This window comes from Mesorhizobium sp. AR02 (assembly GCF_024746835.1).
Classification (GTDB): domain Bacteria; phylum Pseudomonadota; class Alphaproteobacteria; order Rhizobiales; family Rhizobiaceae; genus Mesorhizobium.
On sequence record NZ_CP080531.1, the window covers coordinates 186,627 to 205,667 of the forward strand.

The following is a 19,041-nucleotide window of genomic DNA, read 5'->3' on the forward strand; positions in this document are numbered from 1 at the left end:
GCGAACGTTAGACTGGATCTCTCATGACTTTCGATTGGACTGCTGTGTTCGACGCCCTGCCGGATCTGCTGCAGGGGCTCGAAGTGACGATGCTGATTGCGCTTGCCGGCCTTGCCGGAGGCATTGTGGTGGGTGTGCTCACCGGCGTGCTGCTCACCTATGGTGGCTGGCTGGCGCAATCCCCGGCGCAGATCTATGTCGCCTTGATCCGTGGCACGCCGATTACGGTGCAGGTGATGTTCATCTACTTCGCGCTGCCCATCCTGATGAACATCCGCATCAGCGCGACCAGCGCGGGCATCCTCACGCTGATCATCAATTCAGGCGCCTACAATGCCGAGATCGTTCGCGGCGCGCTCGACAGCGTGGCCACGGGTCTGCGCGAAGCCGGGCTGTCCATGGGCCTGAGTTTCCGCAAGGTGCTGACCTATGTCATCGCGCCCATTGCGGTCAGGCGCGCTCTTCCCGCCATGGGCAATCAGCTCGTCTCGGTGGTCAAGGACACGTCCATATTCCTGGTCATCGGTGTCGGCGAGCTGACCCGGCGCGGACAGGAGATCATGTCCGGCAACTTCCGCGCCGTGGAAATCTGGACGGCCGTGGCGGTGATGTACCTCATCGTCATCAGCATCCTTGCCCTTAGCCTGCGGTTTGTCGAACGGGCGGCGCGTCTGCCATGAGCATGGTCGAGTTCAAGAAGGTCTCGAAGCAATTCGGCGCGCACCGTGTGTTGCAATCTATCGACCTTGCCGTCGATCGTGGCGAGGTCGCGGTGGTGATCGGCCCGTCCGGGTCAGGCAAGTCGACCATGCTTCGCTGCATCAACGTGCTGGAGAAGGTGAGCGACGGCGACCTTTTGGTCGACGGCCTCAGCGTGCTTGGCAACCCGCGCGATATCAGGCGCATCCGGCTCGAGGCCGGCATGGTGTTCCAGCAGTTCAACCTGTTCCCGCATCTGACGGCCATGCAGAATGTGATGTTCGGCCCGGTCCGCTCACGCGGCAAGAGCAAGGCAGAGGCGCGCGAGATCGCCGCCGCGCTGCTGCAGAAAGTCGGCCTTGGCGACCGGATGAACCACTATGCGTCGCAGCTTTCGGGCGGCCAGCAGCAGCGCGTGGCCATTGCCCGTTCGCTTGCCGTCGGACCGAAGCTGATGCTGTTCGACGAGCCGACATCGGCGCTTGATCCGGAGTTGCGGCAGGAAGTGCTCAGGGTCATGCAGACACTGGCGATGGAGGGCATGACGATGATCGTGGTGACCCATGAAATGGGTTTTGCCAAGAAGGTTGGCTCTCGCCTGCTGTTCATGGATGGTGGCCAACTCGTCCACGACGGCAAGCCAACAGACTTGCTGTCGCACCCGCCAAGCGAACGGTTTCGCGAATTCCTGCAGCACGTTCACTGACGGAGCATCCGACCATGATGAAAACATCGGCTTTCAAGGCCGCCTATGGGTTCAACCGCGACGAGGCCCGGCTCGGCAACTGGCGCGCCGCCCCATGGAATGTCTGGGCGTTCCGTCATGTCAGCGAATTCATCCCGACAGCGCGCATCGCGGCGACGCCTGGCCTGATCGAAGATCCGGTCGTCGATCCCGAGGATTTGCTGCGCCAGAAGTTCTCCCTCAACGGTGAAAGGATCACAGTCGCCGAGGCCCTTCGCGAGACCTCAACCGACGCCATGGTGGTCATGAAATCCGGCCGCATCGTCGCCGACGTCCACGCGCCTGACTTCACCCTGCAGAGCCGGCACATCCTGTTTTCAACCAGCAAATCGGTGACCTCGATCGTCGCCGGCATTCTGCGTGATGACGGCTTGCTCGATTTCGATGAACTGGTGCCGCGCTACGTGCCGGAGCTCAAATTCTCGGTCTATGGCGATGCGCGGGTGCGCGATGTCCTTGATATGCGGGTGAGCCTGGATTTCGAGGAGGTCTATCACGATCCACACGGCCCCTACGCGCGCTATCGCCGGGCCGGCCTGCTCGATCCCTGCGAACCCGGCGAAGAGCCTGAAACGGTCGTCGCGTTCATCGCCGGGCTGAAAAAAGGCCAGGGGGACCACGGCGGCGTCTATCACTACGCCTCCCCCAATTCCGACGTTCTGGGCTTGATCATCCAGGGCGCTTCTGGGCAGCGTTTTCCGGATCTCGCCTCGGAGCGCCTGTTTCAACCGCTCGGCGCCAGGCAGGATGCCTATGTCACGGTCGATCGAGCCGGCACACCGCGCACGGGCGGTGGCATCAACATGACGCCGCGCGATCTCGCGCGCATCGGCGAAATGATGCGGCAGGGCGGCGTCGCCAATGGAAGGCGTATCGTCTCGCAGGCCTGGGTGCACGACACCATCACCGGCGGCTCGTCCAAGGCCTGGTCCGAAAGCACTTCAGCGAGTTGGCTGCCGCAGGGCCGTTACCACAACAAATGGTATCAGACAGGGACCAGCAACGACGCCTTCTTCGCGCTCGGCATCCATGGCCAGTGGCTCTATGTCGATCCGCGGGCCGAGATGGTCATCGCGAAGTTCTCGTCACAGCCCGATGCCATTGTCGACGACGCCAAGGATTTCAATCTTGCCCTGTTCGATGCGCTGGCGAAGATCGCCTGAACTTGGCGAGATCGGGCGAACGTCCAACTTCTCGAATGACGCTAATCAATTCGCAGCCGGTTTCTTGCGTGCGGGATAACCGTTGGCATGCGGTGGTATCGCCTTAAGATAGGCGGCGATGGCGGAACGATCCTCCGGCGTCAGTTCGGCCATGTTGCGCTGCACGTCGACCATGGCGCCGCCGACGGAATCGAAATCGGGCGTGAAACCGGTTTCGAGGTAGTTGGCGATATCGGCTTCCGACCAGTTGGCGATGCCGCCCTCGCCCGATGTGATATTCGACACGATGCCGCTGCCTTCGGCGGCCACGGCACCGGCAAGCCATTCACTTTTCTTGGTGCCGCCTGCGAAGTCGCGTGGCGTGTGGCATTCGCCGCAATGACCAGGCCCCTCGACCAGATAGCGGCCGGCCACCACCGGATCAGGCGCGCCATCGGGCAAGGCAACAACAGGCCGGTCACTGAGATAGAGGCGCTTCCACAGGCCGATGCCACGCCTGATGTTGAACGGGAACGCCAGCGAATTGCCCGGCGCCTTGCCGGCGACTGCCGGCAGGGTCTTCAGGAAGGCGTAGAGATCGGCAATGTCTGATGGCTTCATGCGCGCGTAGGACGCGTAGGGAAAGGCCGGATAGAGATGCTCGCCCGAGGGCGACACGCCCTTCAGCATGGCGTTGGCGAGATCCTCGACCGACCACGCACCGATGCCATCCTTTGGGTCTTGCGAAATGTTGGGCGGCACGAAAGTGCCGAACGGTGTCTTGAGTTCGAGGCCGCCGACGAGCTGAAGCCGCACATCGCCCTGCGAGCCCGGTTTTGCATGGCAGGAGGTGCAGCCACCGGCATAGAAAATGCGCTTGCCGCGACCCGCGTCGCCCGGCCCGAGTTGCGCCAGTGCCGTCGCGTCAAGCTTGACCGGCGCCGACAGCAGCCAGCCAGCAGCCGCGCCGGCGCCACCCAGAACGAGAGCCACGCCGACGAGCTTCTTCAGCCATGCCATGGCTGAGATCAGCCCTTCTTGACCCTGTAACTCTGATGGCAGGTGCCGCAATCCGAGCCGATGATGCCGAGTTGCGCCTTCAGCGCATCGACATCGGCGGGAGCTGCTGCGACGGCGGCCTTGACGTCGGCGAGATACTTGTCCCCGGTGGCCTTGAAGCCGGCCATGTCTTCCCAGATCTTCGGCCCCGCCGTGGTGTCGCCGGCGTCGCTGCCTTTCGGGAACAACGCGTCGGCGTCGAACTTCTCGGCATTCGCCTGCAATGCCTGGAGTTGCGCTAGCACGGCAGCGGCATCAAAGGGGTCCTCGCCCTTGACTACTTTCGAAATGCCGCCGGCGATCTTTCCACGTTCCTTCATCAGAGCCTGCCGGTCGAGGATCGGGTCGGCGAAGGCCGCCGAACCGGCGAAGGCGAGCATAGAGATGGCGATGACAAGCTTTCTCATTCAATTGGCTCCATGATGAAGGCATTTCAGGACAGGACGTTAACGGATGCGGCGGACGGAATATTCCTTTGCTCGGACGATTTTTGCCGGGCCTTCGCAGCCACCGACATCGCTCCAGAAAAAGAAAAGCCCCGGATTGCCGGGGCCTTTCTGACGATCGATCACTTCGCCTTTTCGTAGAGTTCCAGCACATGATCCCAGTTGATCAGGCTGTCGACGAACGCCTCGAGATATTTCGGGCGGGCGTTGCGGTAGTCGATGTAGTAGGAGTGCTCCCAGACGTCGACGCCGAGGATCGGTGAGGCGCCGTGGACGAGCGGATTCTCGCCGTTCGGGGTCTTCGAGATCGCCAGCTTGCCGTCCTTGACCGAAACCCAGGCCCAGCCCGAGCCGAACTGCGTCGTGCCCGCGGCGATGAAATCAGCCTTGAACTTGTCGTAGCCGCCGAGATCGCTGTCGAACGCCTTTTGCAGCGCGCCCGGCAGCTTGTTGCCGCCGCCGCCCTTCTTCATCCACTTCCAGAAATGGATGTGGTTGTAGTGCTGGGCTGCATTGTTGAAGAGACCGGCATTCTTGCCGAACGACTGCTTGACCACTTCTTCGACCGACAGGTCGCCCATGCCGGCTTCCGCGGCCAGCTTATTGCCGTTGTCGACATAGGCCTTGTGGTGCTTGTCGTGGTGATACTCCAGCGTCTCTTTCGACATGTAGGGCTGCAGGGCCTCATAGTCGTAAGGCAGAGCGGGCAATTCAAAAGCCATGGGTAGTACTCCCTCGTGGAAAAATCCGGTGTGGATACCGGATTAAGATAGGTCTGGATTGAGCTGGGACAACTCCGGAAGTGAAGCGCCGGTTCCCTTTCTAAGCGGGTTCCAGAAAACTGTCACACGGTTTTCCTGCGGCGAACCGCGCAGCGACAAAACGGCCGGGCTGGCGCGTCAGCCAGCCGACGTCGAATGCGCCCAGTCCCAATAGAGCTCGCGCGCCTTCTTGGCCACCGGCCCGGGTTGCAAATTGCGATCCTCGATGCGCGTGATCGGCACCACCTTGGAATGGTTGCCGGTCGAAAAGATCTCGTCCGCTTCGAGGAAATCCCGAACCGACAGTGTCTTTTCCGTCGTCTTGAACCCATACTCGCCGAGCAGCGTCATCGTGCGCGAGCGGGTAATGCCGGACAGGAAGGTGCCGTTCGGCGCCGGCGTCAGCACATGGCCATCCTTGACCAGGAAGATGTTGGAGCTTCCGGTCTCGGCGACATTGCCCAGCATGTCCAGCACCAGCGCATTGTCGAAGCCACGCATCTTGGCTTCGAGGATGGCGCGGCCATTGTTGGGATAGAGGCATCCGGCCTTGGCGTTGGTCGGCATGGTCTCGATCGTCGGACGCCGGAACGGCGACACCGTCACCGAAAACCCGGTTGGCGAGATCATCGGCGATTCATAGAGGCAGAGGCAGAAACGGGTCGAAGCGGGATCGGCCGGCACGCCCATATAGCCGCCATGCTCGGCCCAGTACATCGGCCTGATATAGACCGCTGTCTTGCCGTCGAACTTTTTCAATCCATCCCAGGTCAGCCCGACGATCTGTTCGGGCGACATGTTCGGCTTGAGGCCAAGTGCGATCGCCGAGGCGTTCACCCGCCTGGCATGGAGGTCGAGGTCGGGCGCCACGCCCTCGAACCAGCGCGCCCCGTCGAACACGCTGGTGCCCAGCCACATGGCATGGCTGCGCGGCCCCAGAATGGCGACATTGCCCTCGTACCAGTCGCCATCGACGAAAGTCCATGTCGCGGATTGCGCCGCTGCCGCCAGTGTCATCGCGTTATCCCGTTCCGATCAATCTTGTGTGACAACATTGGATGATGCTTTGGCCGCTGCCGTCAACGGGCATAGGGGGAGTTTTGTTGAGGCCAGCGGCGGGCGCGATGCAATCAAGGCTTGCACCTTGCCCCGCCTCGCCTCAAAACTGTTGCCATGCAATACGCCGCCTATGTTTTCGACGCCTACGGCACGCTGTTCGACGTGCACGCCGCCGTGCGCCGGCATGCCGATCAGATCGGCCCGGATGGCCAGTTGCTGTCCGAAATCTGGCGCGCCAAGCAGCTCGAATATTCCTGGGTGCGCACGCTGATGGGCGCCTATGCCGATTTCTGGCAACTGACCGAACAGGCGCTCGACTTCGCCTTGCGCAAGGTCCCTTCGGCAGATCCCGGTCTCAGGTCAAAATTACTGGAAGCCTACTGGCGGCTGGATTGCTACCCGGAAGTGCCGGCCGTGCTGAAGGCGCTCAAGGCTTCGGGAGCCAGGCTGGCAATCCTCTCCAACGGCTCGCCCGAAATGCTGGAAGCGGCGGTCAAGTCCGCCGCGCTCGACCAGGTCCTGGACGACATCTATTCCGTCGATGCGGTGCGGCGCTTCAAGACCGATCCGGCGGTCTACGACATGGTCGCCACCGGTTGGCGCCTCTATCCCGGCGCGGTGTCCTTCCAGTCCTCCAATCGCTGGGACATTGCGGGCGCCACCAAATTCGGCTTCCGCACGGTTTGGATCAACCGCTCCAACCAACCCGAGGAATACCGGGACTTCCCGCCGGCCCTGATCCTGCCAACCCTCGAAGCCTTGGTGCCCGGCAGCTAGGGCTGTGGCCCGGGCGCCACAGTGGCGGCGCAGTCACAGCTTCGCCTTTGTTTGTCCACGTTCGGGCCAGAATCGGAACCGCCTATCGCGCCAGGTGTTGTCAGGCACCCGCAACGGCGGTCGGCGTATTGACGCTTTGTTGCGATTTGAGTCTTAAAGAAGGCAGTCATGTCCACAACCGAAATCGAATCCTTTCGCCTGAGCCGTCGCGGCTTCCTCAACGCCGCAGCATTGGGCGCCGCATCGATCGCGGTTTCCGCATGCGCCACTACCGGGCCGGGCCCGGTCGAGCCGCCACCGCCAACCTATGTCGAGCCGCCGCTTGCCGATTATGCGTCGATGTACGCGGCCGTCAGCGATGGCGACTTCGACCTGCCGGCCATCCCCGTCGACAGGATCGATCCGCAGTTCCTGCGCCAGATCGTTCCCGACCCGACCGGGCAGAAGCCCGGAACGATCGTCGTCGATACGACAGGCCATTTCCTCTATCTGGTTCGTCCGGGCGGCCAGGCCATCCGCTATGGCGTCGGTCTCGGCCGCGCCGGCTTCGAATGGTCGGGCGACGCCGTCGTGCAGTGGAAGCAGAAATGGCCGAAATGGACACCGCCGGATGAAATGGTCGCCCGGCAGCCGGAATTGAAGCAATACAGCGCCGACAATGGCGGCATGCCTGGTGGGCTGAAGAACCCGCTCGGCGCCCGCGCGCTCTATCTCTTCCAGGGCAATGTGGACACGCTTTACCGCCTGCACGGCTCGCCGGAATGGCGCTCGATCGGCAAGTCGGTTTCGTCGGGCTGCGTGCGCCTGATGAACCAGGACATCATCGACCTCTACGACCGTGTACCTTCGAAAACCCCTGTCATCGTGACCAGCGATGCCAGCCAGCCGATGGTGGCGGCGGCGACGGCGAACCACAAGGCCATTCCGATCGACGCCGGCGTGCCGGACGGATCGGTGCTGCTCGGGCCGGTCAAGGCGATAACGAACGCGATCTTCTGATCCGCCCGAGGTGTATATGGCGGCGGTCAAGTGATCGGTTATTCGTCTGGTGGGGTTTCAGTCCGCCATGCGGCTGATGCCCACCACGAAATAGTTGTACGGCAGCAAGCTGCGCGGGCTTCCGCGAGAGGTGATGCTGCCTGACGTCGGATCGTAGACCCAGTCGGCCCAATCCCAGATTGGAGACAACTCCTCCTGCACCTGCAGGGCGATGTATGCGCCTTCAGCAAGCCTGGCACGGCCAGGGATATTGCTGAAGTCCAGGCCCATGACGACGTCCTGGACCGGGACGTTTCGATTGCGTTTGGCTATCACGCGGGTCAATCCATAAGCCATCTCGGCGAACGGTTTCACCACGGGCTGAATGGTCTTGGTGATTTCGAGGCCCTGTTTGAATGCATCGGATTCGAGCAGATCGAGGAAACTCTCGTCGGCGTCGTTCTTGACATTTACGGTGTAGCAGCGAAATGCCAGCCCCTCTTCGCCAACGTTGAGCCCGACGAAGATGGGGTAGCCAATGATTCCGGCCTGCTGGCCTTCCCGTACGCGGTAGGTCGAGTTGAAATGAAGGTCCGCGTCCGGGCCGGTGGATTGGTTGCGTGCATAGAAATCGAACAGGACACGGTGGGCACCTCCGCCCGGATAGTCGGCCACACGCAGCCAGTTAAGCGTGACCTTGACCCGCGCCCCACGCAGTCTCTTGTCCGGTTTGATGTTGCCGGCATGCACGATTGGCAATGGCTCCCGGGCTCCAGGCGGATGCGGCGCGATGTGCCCGAAGACGTGGGTCGTGTAACGCCACCGTCGCGGCCCGAACAAATCGTCGAACACTCCCGGGAGGCCGAAGCTACCGGGCGCTTTTTTATGACTGTCCCCGGCCGGTGCCTCGATAGTTTCGCCCGCTTCCCGCAGCGCCTCGGCGATTGCATCGTGCGACCGTTTGCCGATGACCGGTATGTCGTCGAACCAGCCTGTCTGAGGGATGCTCATGATGGGACCTCTCCTTGCTGGTGTCTTACCGTTTCGATGAATTCGATCAGTGCGCGAGACAAAGCCACCACATGTGCTCCACCAGGGCCCAATTCTCCGGCACGAGACAATGAGGATCGGGCGTAAATCAGCGCCTCGTCAAATTCTTTCATCCTGAGTTTGAGCCGCGCCATTTCTCGACAGCCCATCGCGGCGCCCAAGAGGTCGTGCATGCCTTCAGCGATCTGAATGGCCTTTTCGTAATGAACCGCGGCATTCTCCTGATGGATTTTCGATTGTGAATAATACCCGCCGTCGTCGAGGATGTTTCCAATTAGAAGGTTCAAGTGCATCTCCGCCTGCGGATAGCCATCCTCCTGGGTATCCTTGGCCTCCAACGCTGCCGCCAAGGCTCCATTGAACCGCTCCTGGACGACAGAAACGTCGTTGGTCGTGACAATGGCATGATGAAACCGTTTGTAGCGCAATTGCGCCAATTCGTACTTGCACATGCTGCGCGTCGCCGAGTCGCGCGAGTCCAGATGGTCAAGCGCGCGCTCATACCATTCCTGCGCGACTTCTATGTTCTGCTCGCCTTGATCGATGTCGGCATAACAATGCCCAATGTGCATAGCCATCGGGCCCAGCTCATTCTCCAAATCCAGCCCCAAAGCCAGCTGGTACACGGTCTCGCCGAGTTGGGCGGCTTTTTCCAACTGGTCGGTTGCCTTTCGCCCGACAATGCTGGCGATGTGCATACGCACCGCGTGGACATACACCTGTGCCGCCTCGTGCAACTGCGGCGACAAATCCTGAGGTTGAATCTCTGCAATAGGGGATCCGAATTCCGTCTCCACACGCTCTTCGAGCATGCCGAAAAGTCGGTTTGCTTCGCTGACACGGGCATCCTGGCAAGCGAGAGAATGCGCCATGCCGATCGTCGCAAACCGATACTCTTCCAACCCCTCTCGCGATACCATCGTCACCGGGTCCAGCATCCTTTCGATGGTCGCAATCGCGATACGGCGGGATTCAGCATGTCGGCCAGAACTGTCGTATGAATTTCTGATTATCCAGGTCGCACTCAAGTACTCCTGCCAGAGGCAGTGGCGTTCGGCGAGCCGCCGCGCGTGGAGCAAATTTGGCTCGTGGATCTTTACGATGAATCGGCCGACTGACTGATTTTCGGTGTTATGGCGGGCAAACGAACAATAGCTGACGACGCAGGTAACAAAGATTTTGGAGACCTCAGCCAATGGCGATCGTACGTCACCGTCATTTTCCGGATATGCGCTGTCGAACATTTTCTTGAAATACCAAGGCAGTGCAGGGTGGACGCTGAAAAGCCGGTCGCCAAGCTTTGTTAAAAGACCTATCTCGGCCGCCCGGTTCAAGAGGATCGCCCATTCCTGCATATGCGTGTCAGGGCCGCCGAATATACCTGGATCGCCGTGACTTATCGCTTCCAGCCGCGCCAGGATACCGACGTCGACAACGCTCTGAAAAAGGTGGAGCAGCGCCAGCCTTTTGCGCTCAGCTTCGCTGAAGGACCGATCGAAGCCATAGGCCAGAGATGCGCCGAGTGATCGGCTGCGGCCTTGCTCCTCGTTTTCGTCAAAGGCCGCCTCGCCATTCCGCAGCCGCTCGACCATGGCGTCTGCCGCGTCCCGAGTCGCAACCCCATCCCGCAAAGCCTGGCGGATGACCACCGTAAGCGTCAAAGGATTGCCTTGGGAGAATTCCAGCAAAGGCGTCATTACGTCCACATTTCGCATTTCGGAGTGGCGACGCCGGATGATGGCGGTGGCGAGCAGGCGACGGTCCTGCCACGACATTGGCGGGACTCGCACTCGGACCGGAAGGTCGCCTAGCCAGTTGGTCTCGTCCCGCCGCGAAGTCAGCAGCACTTTGGCCTTGGTATGAGCGAGATCACGCAGGAAATCCCGCAAATCGGCCTGCTCGTCCTCTGTCCACGCCGATTCGGCGCCAGATGGAAAGCCCGTGATCTGCTCGACATTGTCCCATATCCAGAGAGCTGGATTTTGTTTCAGTATTTCAATCGCCAAGGTTCGGCGCCTGTCGTCGTCCAGCGTAAGCCAGGGCACACGCTTCGCCTCCAGAAGAGGAGCGAACCGCGTTCCGATCTGGTCCACCACCCGAGACAATGGAAGCCGTTGCTCAAAGCTGCTGAACAGCACCGGACCATCCACCCCACCGGTGACGGAATACCAGCGCGCGAACTCCGCCGCCGTGGTCGTCTTGCCACTGCCTGCATAGGCATGCAGCAGCACGATCGCATCCCGGTCGAAAGCGCGATCAAGGGCGAGCAGCGTCTCGTCACGACCGATGAAGCCGACATCGGGTTGCCTCGGCAGTTCAGCTGTGGCGCGGCTTGCGCTCCAATCGGTCTCATCGAAAAGCGCAGCGGCTGAATCACGCTCCGGAAACAGCCTCATCGGGGCGGCTTCGTAGATCGCCGGAACAGACCAGTCCTGCAGCTCGATCGGTTTGTCGACAACAGTGCGGGTGCGTTCGTCACCGAGATGTTTACGCGCGCGGTTCGCGGCACGGCCGAGCGTCTGGCCCTGTGCAAGTGCTTGATAGAACTCGCCGACGAACTGGGCCGCCGTCGCCACGTAGACGTTGTAGCGCATGGCCACGACGCCGGTGACTCCTGCATCCACCACGGACTGCGCGAAGGATCCATAGGCGCGAACCTGATCCTCATGGGTACGTGGCGCATTCGCATCGTCGTGAGGTTCTGTCACTCCGCTCTCGGAAGCGCCAAGCCCAGAGCGGCAAGCATTCAGCACGAGCGTTGGAACGCGTGTCTCGTAGAGGAGGTTGCCGACCGTCGTCCCGTCCACCGCCTGCACCCGGCTGGGATGCTTGTCATCCTCAAAACAGATGTAGCCTCGCGCCGCATCCGTTGCCGATGGCGCGGACAGCCGGCGTGGATCGAACATCTTCTGGAGGTTGAGAGCAGCCAGGCCTTTGGAATCGATGTAGAGGCCATGGCCGTCGAAATGAACTACATGGTACGGCGTTCCTTTTTCCTTTGCACGGCGCAATGTTTGACCCAACATGGCGAAAGTCGCCGGCCGAAGCACGTCAAGGTCGACAGCTGCCGAACCGGCTTCCGTCAGTGCCTTGACGATATGCATTGCGACAGAACGAAACGGTACGTCGTCGGCGCCGGCGGGACGACATATCACGACTAGAATTCGCACCGGCCCGGCCGCAACGTCAGCCATGCGCGGTATACGAGCGACCTGAGATTGAACACGCACGAACTCTCCGCTCGTCAGCGCCAACGGTGCGTCGGAACGAGGATCGCGCAATAGTTCCCAAGGAAAGGCATGTGCCTCGCGGATGCCGGCCGAAATCTCGATTCGGGTGTCGGCGATGTCATCGCAGACATCGCTCCAGAGCCGGATCGTGTCACGATTGGCTTCAAAGATCGCGCTGAACAGGGATCGGCCGATATCGGCCATCCTTCGTTCAACGCCGGCTGCAACCTGCGGCGCAGGATCGGCGCTTCGTTCGAGGTAGTCCTCCAGATACCAGCGGAGCCGCGCCTGGTCCGTCTCGGTCATAATAGGAGCTATCGTTGCTGTCGCGGTACGACGCGCCCCGCGGCCTTCCAACGAGATTTCAATCGGATGGGCGCCACCCTCTACAGTTAGATGACTAAGTCGTAGCACAAGCATCAAGCACCTCGCAGCGGAGTGACGCGCGTTGGACCGGCCGATATCTGTGACAGAGTTACATATATAACATTATAGTAAAGCGTGAGCCATGCAATCAAGCAACTGAATGAAATTGCCCGGATATCGACGCGAATCCGGGATGCAATCTTCTGCTTGAAAGACAGGCAATCATTGCTGCGATAGACGAGCGGCAAAAATGCGACCGATCGTCTTGATGGCTAAATGAACGGCAGTCTGATCAGGCCGGAACCTTTGACCTACCGACGGAAGAGTCACTACTGGCACATAGCCGACGGCTCTGGGTTCAAAACATCGGGATTTATCCGAAAACCGCTTCGCGCTTTTCGGTGGGATGTCCTACCGCCCCCGCGAAAGGCTCCCCAGGATCCCGCGCACGATCGCGCGTCCGACCGACGAGCCAACGGACCGAACGACCGACTTGATCGCGGCCTCCGCCACAGTCTGGCGATTGGAGGGGCGCGGCGCCGGCGCCCGACGCCCACCTGACTGCGGTGCGGGATCGTCATTGCCGAATCCCGGAATGGTCCAGCGCGAACCGCCAGTGCCTGCCTGCTGCGCCTGCGCTTCGGCGTCCTGCGCCTCCTTGGCCCTCTTCTGCAGCATCTCGAAGGCCGATTCGCGGTCGATGACCTGATCGTACTGGCCGGCGACCGGGCTTTCCGCGATCAGTTTTTGCCGCTCGGTGGGGGTTATCGGTCCAAGCCGCGACGACGGCGGACGGATCAGCGTGCGCTGCACCATGGACGGCACACCCTTGTCCTCCAGTGTCGAGACCAGCGCTTCACCGGTGGCGAGCTGGGTGATGGTGGTGGCGCAGTCGAAGTCGGGATTCGGCCGGAACGTCTCGGCCGCCGTCCTCACCGCCTGCTGCTCTCGCGGCGTATAGGCGCGCAGCGCGTGCTGAACGCGATTGCCGAGCTGGGCCAGCACCTTCTCGGGGATATCGAGGGGGTTCTGGGTAACGAAATAGACGCCGACGCCTTTCGAGCGGATCAGGCGGACGACTTGCTCGACCCGATCGATCAGCACTTTCGGCGCTTCGTCGAACAGAAGATGCGCCTCGTCGAAGAAGAACACCAGCTTCGGCTTATCGGGATCGCCGACTTCCGGCAACACCTCGAACAGTTCCGACATCAGCCACAACAGGAAGGTCGCGTAGAGCCGCGGATTCATCATCAGCTTGTCGGCGGCAAGCACGCTGATCGCACCGCGCCCATCACGCGTGGTGCGCATGATGTCGGAGATACGCAGTGCCGGCTCACCGAAGAAATGCGCGGCACCCTGCTGCTCCAGGACCAACAGGGTGCGCTGGATTGCTCCCACGGAAGGCTTGGTGACATTGCCGTAGCGCGAGCCGATCTCGTCGGCGCGCTCGGCGATGTTGGAGAGCAGCGCCTGAAGATCCTTCATGTCGAGCAGCAGCAGGCCTTCCTCGTCGGCCAGACGGAAGGCGATGTTCATGATGCCTTCCTGCGCCTCGGTCAGGTTCATCAGGCGCGACAACAGCAGCGGCCCCATCTCCGAGACGGTGGCGCGGATGGGATGGCCCTGCTCGCCGAACAGGTCCCAGAAGATGACCGGAAATTCCTGGAAATCATAGGGCTCGAGCTTGACCTGCGCGGCCCGCTTGACCAGGAAATCCTGCGCCGTGCCCATCATGGAAATGCCGGACAAGTCACCCTTGATATCGGCGCAGAACACAGGCACGCCGGCATTCGAAAAGCCTTCGGCCAGGATCTGCAAAGTGACGGTCTTGCCGGTGCCGGTGGCACCGGTGACCAGGCCGTGGCGATTTCCATATTGCAGCAGCAACTGCTCTGGGCGCTGATAGCTGTCGTCGGGCTTGCGGCTGGCGCCGATGAAAATACTGGTGTCGTCAGCCATATGTCGGGTCTCCGCAAACTGATGAGTCAAAAGCCAGCCTTTGGCCGAAGGTATAGTGAGGCTGCTGCACAGCGACAATGATAATTGTCCAAAGCCGGGCCAATCGTCCAAATCGGGCCAACCGCCGAAATCGGATTTTTGGAACTTGCGGATTTTGCTGGTGTTTGGCAATCGTCCATGGTTCGTCGACGGAGCCGCCCTATATATCTGGCGGATCGAATTCAGCCCTCGGAAGTGCATTGCATTGCGGTAATGAACCGGGGACCGTAGACTGAATGCTCCCGGCTGGTGCGGCCGCATGAAACGAGGAGGATGGATGGGCGCCGGAGCCTTGATCAGGGGTACTGAACCTGTGAACGCAGAGCGCCAGCGTTGGCTGGCACTGGCGGAAAAAGCGTTGGCCGGCTCATCCTTCGAGGAAAAGCTGGTCTCGCACACCGACGACACCATCCGCATCGAGCCACTCTACGACCGTGCGACCGGATCCGAGCCGATCGTGCGCGCTAATCCTCGGTCGCCCTGGATCGTCAGCCAGCGCGTCGACGACCCCGATGTCGATCGCGCCAAGGCGCAGGTCCTGGATGATATCGCGCAGGGCGCGACGGGATTGTCGCTCGTCTTCGAAGGTGCTCCGAACGCATTCGGCTACGGTCTGCCGAGGACTGCACAGGCGCTGGAAACGGTGCTGGAGGGTGTACCCCTCAACCGGATCCAGATCCGCATCGACACCCACCCCTGGAGCCGCCCCATGGCCGACTGGCTGGTGGCGTTCCTGAGCAAGCGCCGCTCCGATCCGGCAAAGCTTAACCTGTCGTTCGGCATCGATCCGGCGGCAATCCTTGCTGGCACCGGCCGGCTGCGCATGTCGATCGAGGCGCTGCAGGAATCGATGCCGCAATCGCTGGCACATTTCTTCTCGATGGGCGTTCCCGGCGTGCTGCTGGAGGCGGACGGTCGCGTCTTCCACAATGCCGGCGCCACGGAGGCGCAGGAACTCGGCATCATGTTGGCTTCGGCGGTCTCGTATCTGAGAATGTTCGAGAAGGCGCGGCAGCCGCTGGTCTATGCGGCACCGCATATCGGCTTCGCGCTCAGCGTCGACCAGGACCAGTTCCTGTCGATGGCCAAGGTGCGGGCGCTGCGCAGGCTGTGGGCACGGATGCAGGAGGCCTGCTCGATCCCCAACTCCACGGCCAACATCCATGCCGAGACATCATTTCGCATGATGACGGCATTGGACCCGGAGACCAACATCCTGCGCACGACGATCGGCTGTTTCGCCGCGGCCGCGGGCGGAGCCGATTCGATCTCCATCCTGCCTCATACGATCGCGCACGGCCTGCCGGCGCCTTTTGCCCGCCGGGTCGCGCGCAACGCGCAGTTGATCATGGCCAATGAAAGCCATGTCGATTACGTCGCCGATCCCGCCTATGGGTCCGGCGCGGTCGAAACGCTGACATCAGACCTTTGCGAAGCCGCGTGGGCGGAGCTGCAAACGATCGAAGCCGAAGGGGGCGTATTGTCCAGCCTTCGGGACGGACACATCCAGAAGCGCGTTCGCGCAGCGGCCGCCCTGCGCGATGCCGCCTTCAAGGCCGGTGAGCGGGCCATCATCGGCACCACACTCTATCCGCAGAAGAGCGAGCGTCCGGTCGAGACGCTGGACGCAAAACAGCGGCCTGCTTTCACCGAAGGCGTCGTCCTGTGCGAACCGCTGTTTCCGGCCCGCATCGACCAATCCATCGGGGTGGCCTCTTGATCCCGGATTTCAGTCAGATCGGCTGGGCGCCGCCGCGCCGCGGACCGGTCGAGGTCAAGGGCCAGCGGACGACGCCGGAAGGGCTTGTCGTCAAGCATCTGTACAATCAGGGCGACCTCAAGGGCCTGCCGCATCTCGACACCTATCCGGGCTTGCCGCCCTTCGTGCGCGGCCCCTACCCGACCATGTATGTCCAGCAGCCCTGGACGATCCGGCAATATGCCGGCTTCTCGACGGCCGAGGAATCCAACGCCTTTTACCGGCGCAATCTTGCCGCTGGCCAGAAAGGCCTGTCGGTCGCCTTCGATCTCGCCACGCATCGCGGCTATGACAGCGACCACCCGCGTGTTGCCGGCGATGTCGGCATGGCGGGCGTCGCCATTGATTCCATCCTGGACATGCGGCAGTTGTTCGACGGCATTCCGCTCGGCGACATGACGGTGTCGATGACGATGAACGGCGCGGTGCTGCCGATCATGGCGCTTTACATCGTCGCGGCGGAAGAACAGGGCGTTGCGCAGAAGGATCTGGCCGGGACCATTCAGAACGACATTCTGAAGGAATTCATGGTCCGCAACACCTACATCTATCCGCCAAAGCCCTCGATGCGGATCGTTTCGGACATCTTCTCCTACACGTCGAAGAACATGCCGAAGTTCAACTCGATATCGATCTCCGGCTACCACATGCAGGAAGCCGGTGCGACGGCCGACCTGGAACTCGCCTATACGATCGCCGACGGCATCGAATATGCCCGCGCCGGCGTCGCGGCGGGCCTCGATATCGACCGTTTCGCGCCGCGCCTGTCTTTCTTCTGGGCGATCGGCATGAATTTCTTCATGGAAGTCGCCAAGCTCAGGGCTGCACGCCTGCTGTGGGCGACCCTGATGAAGAAGAATTTTGCGCCGAAGGACGAACGCTCGCTGTCGCTGCGCACCCATTGCCAGACTTCAGGCTGGTCGCTGACGGCGCAGGACCCCTACAACAACATCGTCCGTACCATGATCGAGGCGATGGCGGCCACGCAAGGCCACACCCAGTCGCTGCACACCAACTCCTTCGACGAGGCGATGGCGCTGCCGACCGACCATTCGGCGCGCATCGCCCGCAACACGCAGCTCATCCTGCAGAAGGAATCCGGCACCACGCGCATCATCGATCCGTGGGGCGGCTCCGCCTATCTCGAACGGCTGACCCATGATCTGGCAGCGCGCGCGTTGACCCATATCGAGGAGGTCGAGGCTCTCGGCGGCATGGCTGCGGCGACCGAACAAGGCATTCCGAAGCTGCGCATCGAGGAAGCGGCGGCGCGCACGCAGGCGCGCATCGATTCCGGCGAGCAGATGCTGGTCGGCGTCAACGCGCATCGCCCCGAGAACGACATCGAGGTCGATGTGCTGAAGATCGACAATGCCGAGGTCAGGGCTCGGCAATTGTCGAAGCTGCAACGGCTGAAGGGCACGCGCGAGGTCGCGGCCGTCGAAAGCGCGCTCGATGCGCTGACGCGCGCGGCGCAAGGCAATGAGAACCTGCTGGAATTCGCCATCCGTGCCGCGCGCGCCAATGCCACGGTCGGCGAAATCTCGTTCGCACTTGAAAGAGCCTTTGGCCGCCACGTCGCGACGGTGCAGACCATTTCCGGCGTCTACCGCAAGGCGCTTGGTGACAATGCCGTGGTCGACGCGCTGCAGGACAAGCTTAGCGCCTTCGAGAAGAAAAACGGCGGCAAGCCGCGCATCCTCGTTGCCAAGATGGGACAGGATGGCCACGACCGTGGGCAGAAGGTGATCGCCACGGCCTTCGCCGATCTCGGCTTCGACGTCACCGTCGGCGCGATGTTCCAAACGCCGGAAGAGATCGCGAAACTGGCGGTCCAGCATGACGTCCATATCATCGGCGCCTCGTCGCTGGCGGCAGGACACCTGACGCTCATCCCCGAATTGCGCGACGCGCTGAAAAAGCTTGGCCGGGGCGATATGGTGATCGTTGCGGGCGGCGTCATCCCGCCACAGGATTACGACGCCGTGCTGCAAGCCGGCGCGGCGGAGATCTTCCCACCGGGGACTGTTATTCCGGAAGCGGCGGACCGGCTGATGGACCGGCTGCTGGCGGGCTGAGCGAAACATTCCTGTATTGCTGGAGAAGGTTGTGCCACAATGACGGGCGCAACCAAGGGTAACGACCGTGAAAACCGTCATCCACAGACTCGACGATGGATCAGGCGCCGTGATCTTACCACGGGAAATGCTCGACACCCTGAACCTGCAAGTTGGCGATCAACTCCAGATTACCGAAACCGATGACGGCGTCATTCTAAGACCGGTGGGGAGTGACGACGTCGAACGGCAGATGCGCGCTGCTCGTGATGTCATGGACAAATATGAGGCCGCATTGCAAGGCTGGCCAAATAGACGAACCAACTGACGTCAGCCATCAGAGAGCTTGACGATTTCCCATTCCTTGCCGTTGACCGCAGCCAGGTCGCCGATCTTCTTGCCGAACAGAGCGACCGCCATCGGCGAGACGTGGGAAATCGTGCCCTTGGTAGGATCTGCCTCGTCCTCGCCAACAATCTTCCAATGCACCTTCTTGCCGTCATCGCCTTCCAGCGTGACGCCCATGCCGAAGCGGACGACGTCGCTGCCGGGCTCCGGTACGGACAGCTCGGCGTTTTCGCGCCGGGCTGTCCAATAGCGCAAATCACGCGACACGACCGCGATGCGCTCGCGATCGGCCTTCCTCTCGGCTTTCGCTAGTATGTCACGCAGATCGGCCAGATTCTCCTCGATCTGCGCCAGGCCACGCTCCGTCACCAGATTGCGGTGCGTGCTGATTGGGCGCTCGCCGACACCGGCGATAGCATTCTCACTGTCTTCTTCGCGGGTGAAAGCTCTGCTCATTCCCTGAACCTAGGCCTCGAATGGCTGCTCGACAAGCCATTGTCGATCCTTCGCGAAGAGGAACAGAACGTCTGGCACGATTCCTGCTGTGTCAAGGCTGACACTGCGATG

General features: G+C 61.5%; 17 protein-coding genes. 9 read left to right on the plus strand and 8 right to left on the minus strand.

The genetic code is table 11. The annotated features are described in order from the left end of the window. Positions 1–23 precede the first annotated feature (23 nt). Genes glnP through DBIPINDM_RS05630 form a run of 3 tightly spaced genes read left to right on the plus strand, consistent with a single transcriptional unit; the run spans position 24 to position 2,607 of the window. Positions 24–680: a glutamine ABC transporter permease GlnP gene (gene glnP / locus DBIPINDM_RS05620; RefSeq protein WP_258584806.1), complete on the plus strand. Its 657-nt coding sequence runs from the start codon at positions 24–26 to the stop codon at positions 678–680. A 2-nt stretch (positions 681–682) separates the two neighbouring features. Beyond that, positions 683–1,405, plus strand: a complete 723-nt coding sequence (gene glnQ, locus DBIPINDM_RS05625) for a glutamine ABC transporter ATP-binding protein GlnQ (protein ID WP_258589472.1) — start codon at positions 683–685, stop codon at positions 1,403–1,405. Between the two features lie 14 nt (positions 1,406–1,419). After that, complete coding sequence (locus DBIPINDM_RS05630; protein ID WP_258584807.1) at positions 1,420–2,607, plus strand: serine hydrolase domain-containing protein; 1,188 nt, start codon at positions 1,420–1,422, stop codon at positions 2,605–2,607. A 45-nt stretch (positions 2,608–2,652) separates the two neighbouring features. Here DBIPINDM_RS05630 and DBIPINDM_RS05635 read toward each other — a convergent pair whose 3' ends face one another. After that, positions 2,653–3,606 (minus strand): cytochrome c, encoded by a 954-nt coding sequence (locus DBIPINDM_RS05635; protein ID WP_258584808.1) that lies wholly within the window; start codon positions 3,604–3,606, stop codon positions 2,653–2,655. An 8-nt stretch (positions 3,607–3,614) separates the two neighbouring features. After that, positions 3,615–4,052 carry a c-type cytochrome gene (locus DBIPINDM_RS05640; RefSeq protein ID WP_258584809.1) on the minus strand — a complete coding sequence of 146 codons (438 nt, stop codon included), beginning with the start codon at positions 4,050–4,052 and terminating at the stop codon, positions 3,615–3,617. A gap of 12 nt (positions 4,053–4,064) precedes the next feature. Between DBIPINDM_RS05640 and DBIPINDM_RS05645 the strand changes: the two genes are divergently transcribed. Then, entirely contained in the window at positions 4,065–4,232 is a 168-nt protein-coding gene (locus tag DBIPINDM_RS05645; protein WP_258584810.1) for a hypothetical protein, read from the plus strand. Here DBIPINDM_RS05645 and DBIPINDM_RS05650 read toward each other — a convergent pair. After that, the gene (locus DBIPINDM_RS05650; protein ID WP_095786539.1) at positions 4,214–4,813 is read right to left on the minus strand and encodes a superoxide dismutase; all 600 of its coding nucleotides are present in this window, start codon (positions 4,811–4,813) and stop codon (positions 4,214–4,216) included. The two genes, DBIPINDM_RS05645 and DBIPINDM_RS05650, sit on opposite strands and share 19 nt — an antisense overlap. Before the next feature lie 177 nt (positions 4,814–4,990). Then, positions 4,991–5,869, minus strand: coding sequence for a branched-chain amino acid aminotransferase (locus tag DBIPINDM_RS05655; protein WP_096456197.1), 879 nt, complete (start codon positions 5,867–5,869; stop codon positions 4,991–4,993). A gap of 156 nt (positions 5,870–6,025) precedes the next feature. Between DBIPINDM_RS05655 and DBIPINDM_RS05660 the strand changes: the two genes are divergently transcribed. After that, positions 6,026–6,688, plus strand: coding sequence for a haloacid dehalogenase type II (locus DBIPINDM_RS05660; protein WP_258584811.1), 663 nt, complete (start codon positions 6,026–6,028; stop codon positions 6,686–6,688). A gap of 168 nt (positions 6,689–6,856) precedes the next feature. Further along, on the plus strand, positions 6,857–7,687 hold the full coding sequence (locus DBIPINDM_RS05665; RefSeq protein ID WP_258584812.1) for a L,D-transpeptidase: 831 nt from the start codon (positions 6,857–6,859) through the stop codon (positions 7,685–7,687). Positions 7,688–7,744: 57 nt separating this feature from the next. On the opposite strand, the gene DBIPINDM_RS05670 is transcribed toward DBIPINDM_RS05665, so the two are convergent. The 3 genes from DBIPINDM_RS05670 to DBIPINDM_RS05680 all read right to left on the minus strand — a co-directional run bounded on the left by DBIPINDM_RS05670 (position 7,745) and on the right by DBIPINDM_RS05680 (position 14,271). After that, positions 7,745–8,677, minus strand: coding sequence for a hypothetical protein (locus DBIPINDM_RS05670; RefSeq protein WP_258584813.1), 933 nt, complete (start codon positions 8,675–8,677; stop codon positions 7,745–7,747). Next, on the minus strand, positions 8,674–12,252 hold the full coding sequence (locus tag DBIPINDM_RS05675; RefSeq protein WP_258584814.1) for a CHAT domain-containing protein: 3,579 nt from the start codon (positions 12,250–12,252) through the stop codon (positions 8,674–8,676). The genes DBIPINDM_RS05670 and DBIPINDM_RS05675 overlap by 4 nt, the downstream gene beginning before the upstream one ends. Before the next feature lie 471 nt (positions 12,253–12,723). Further along, positions 12,724–14,271, minus strand: coding sequence for a helicase HerA-like C-terminal domain-containing protein (locus DBIPINDM_RS05680; protein WP_258584815.1), 1,548 nt, complete (start codon positions 14,269–14,271; stop codon positions 12,724–12,726). Positions 14,272–14,587: 316 nt separating this feature from the next. On the opposite strand from DBIPINDM_RS05680, the gene DBIPINDM_RS05685 reads away from it, so the two are divergent. The 3 genes from DBIPINDM_RS05685 (at position 14,588) to DBIPINDM_RS05695 (ending at position 18,454) form a co-directional block, all read left to right on the plus strand. Then, positions 14,588–16,030 carry a methylmalonyl-CoA mutase subunit beta gene (locus tag DBIPINDM_RS05685; RefSeq protein WP_258584816.1) on the plus strand — a complete coding sequence of 481 codons (1,443 nt, stop codon included), beginning with the start codon at positions 14,588–14,590 and terminating at the stop codon, positions 16,028–16,030. Continuing rightward, entirely contained in the window at positions 16,027–18,147 is a 2,121-nt protein-coding gene (gene scpA, locus DBIPINDM_RS05690; protein ID WP_258584817.1) for a methylmalonyl-CoA mutase, read from the plus strand. Before DBIPINDM_RS05685 ends, scpA begins: the two co-directional genes overlap by 4 nt. A 67-nt stretch (positions 18,148–18,214) precedes the next feature. Next, the gene (locus DBIPINDM_RS05695; protein WP_258584818.1) at positions 18,215–18,454 is read left to right on the plus strand and encodes an AbrB/MazE/SpoVT family DNA-binding domain-containing protein; all 240 of its coding nucleotides are present in this window, start codon (positions 18,215–18,217) and stop codon (positions 18,452–18,454) included. A 2-nt stretch (positions 18,455–18,456) separates the two neighbouring features. Here the strand turns inward: DBIPINDM_RS05695 and greA are convergent, their stop codons facing one another. Continuing rightward, the gene (gene greA, locus DBIPINDM_RS05700) at positions 18,457–18,930 is read right to left on the minus strand and encodes a transcription elongation factor GreA (RefSeq protein ID WP_258584819.1); all 474 of its coding nucleotides are present in this window, start codon (positions 18,928–18,930) and stop codon (positions 18,457–18,459) included. Positions 18,931–19,041 lie beyond the last annotated feature (111 nt).

What these genes read in the sequence shown, in the direction of transcription:
- DBIPINDM_RS05650 (WP_095786539.1), bottom strand. Translation starts at nt 4,813, where the DNA reads ATGGCTTTTGAATTGCCCGCTCTGCCTTACGACTATGAGGCCCTGCAG.
- greA (WP_258584819.1), bottom strand. Translation starts at nt 18,930, where the DNA reads ATGAGCAGAGCTTTCACCCGCGAAGAAGACAGTGAGAATGCTATCGCC.
- DBIPINDM_RS05655 (WP_096456197.1), bottom strand. Translation starts at nt 5,869, where the DNA reads ATGACACTGGCGGCAGCGGCGCAATCCGCGACATGGACTTTCGTCGAT.
- DBIPINDM_RS05640 (WP_258584809.1), bottom strand. Translation starts at nt 4,052, where the DNA reads ATGAGAAAGCTTGTCATCGCCATCTCTATGCTCGCCTTCGCCGGTTCG.
- DBIPINDM_RS05685 (WP_258584816.1), top strand. Translation starts at nt 14,588, where the DNA reads ATGGGCGCCGGAGCCTTGATCAGGGGTACTGAACCTGTGAACGCAGAG.
- DBIPINDM_RS05635 (WP_258584808.1), bottom strand. Translation starts at nt 3,606, where the DNA reads ATGGCATGGCTGAAGAAGCTCGTCGGCGTGGCTCTCGTTCTGGGTGGC.
- DBIPINDM_RS05630 (WP_258584807.1), top strand. Translation starts at nt 1,420, where the DNA reads ATGATGAAAACATCGGCTTTCAAGGCCGCCTATGGGTTCAACCGCGAC.
- DBIPINDM_RS05665 (WP_258584812.1), top strand. Translation starts at nt 6,857, where the DNA reads ATGTCCACAACCGAAATCGAATCCTTTCGCCTGAGCCGTCGCGGCTTC.
- DBIPINDM_RS05680 (WP_258584815.1), bottom strand. Translation starts at nt 14,271, where the DNA reads ATGGCTGACGACACCAGTATTTTCATCGGCGCCAGCCGCAAGCCCGAC.
- DBIPINDM_RS05645 (WP_258584810.1), top strand. Translation starts at nt 4,065, where the DNA reads ATGATGAAGGCATTTCAGGACAGGACGTTAACGGATGCGGCGGACGGA.
- DBIPINDM_RS05660 (WP_258584811.1), top strand. Translation starts at nt 6,026, where the DNA reads ATGCAATACGCCGCCTATGTTTTCGACGCCTACGGCACGCTGTTCGAC.
- DBIPINDM_RS05670 (WP_258584813.1), bottom strand. Translation starts at nt 8,677, where the DNA reads ATGAGCATCCCTCAGACAGGCTGGTTCGACGACATACCGGTCATCGGC.
- DBIPINDM_RS05675 (WP_258584814.1), bottom strand. Translation starts at nt 12,252, where the DNA reads ATGACCGAGACGGACCAGGCGCGGCTCCGCTGGTATCTGGAGGACTAC.
- glnP (WP_258584806.1), top strand. Translation starts at nt 24, where the DNA reads ATGACTTTCGATTGGACTGCTGTGTTCGACGCCCTGCCGGATCTGCTG.
- glnQ (WP_258589472.1), top strand. Translation starts at nt 683, where the DNA reads ATGGTCGAGTTCAAGAAGGTCTCGAAGCAATTCGGCGCGCACCGTGTG.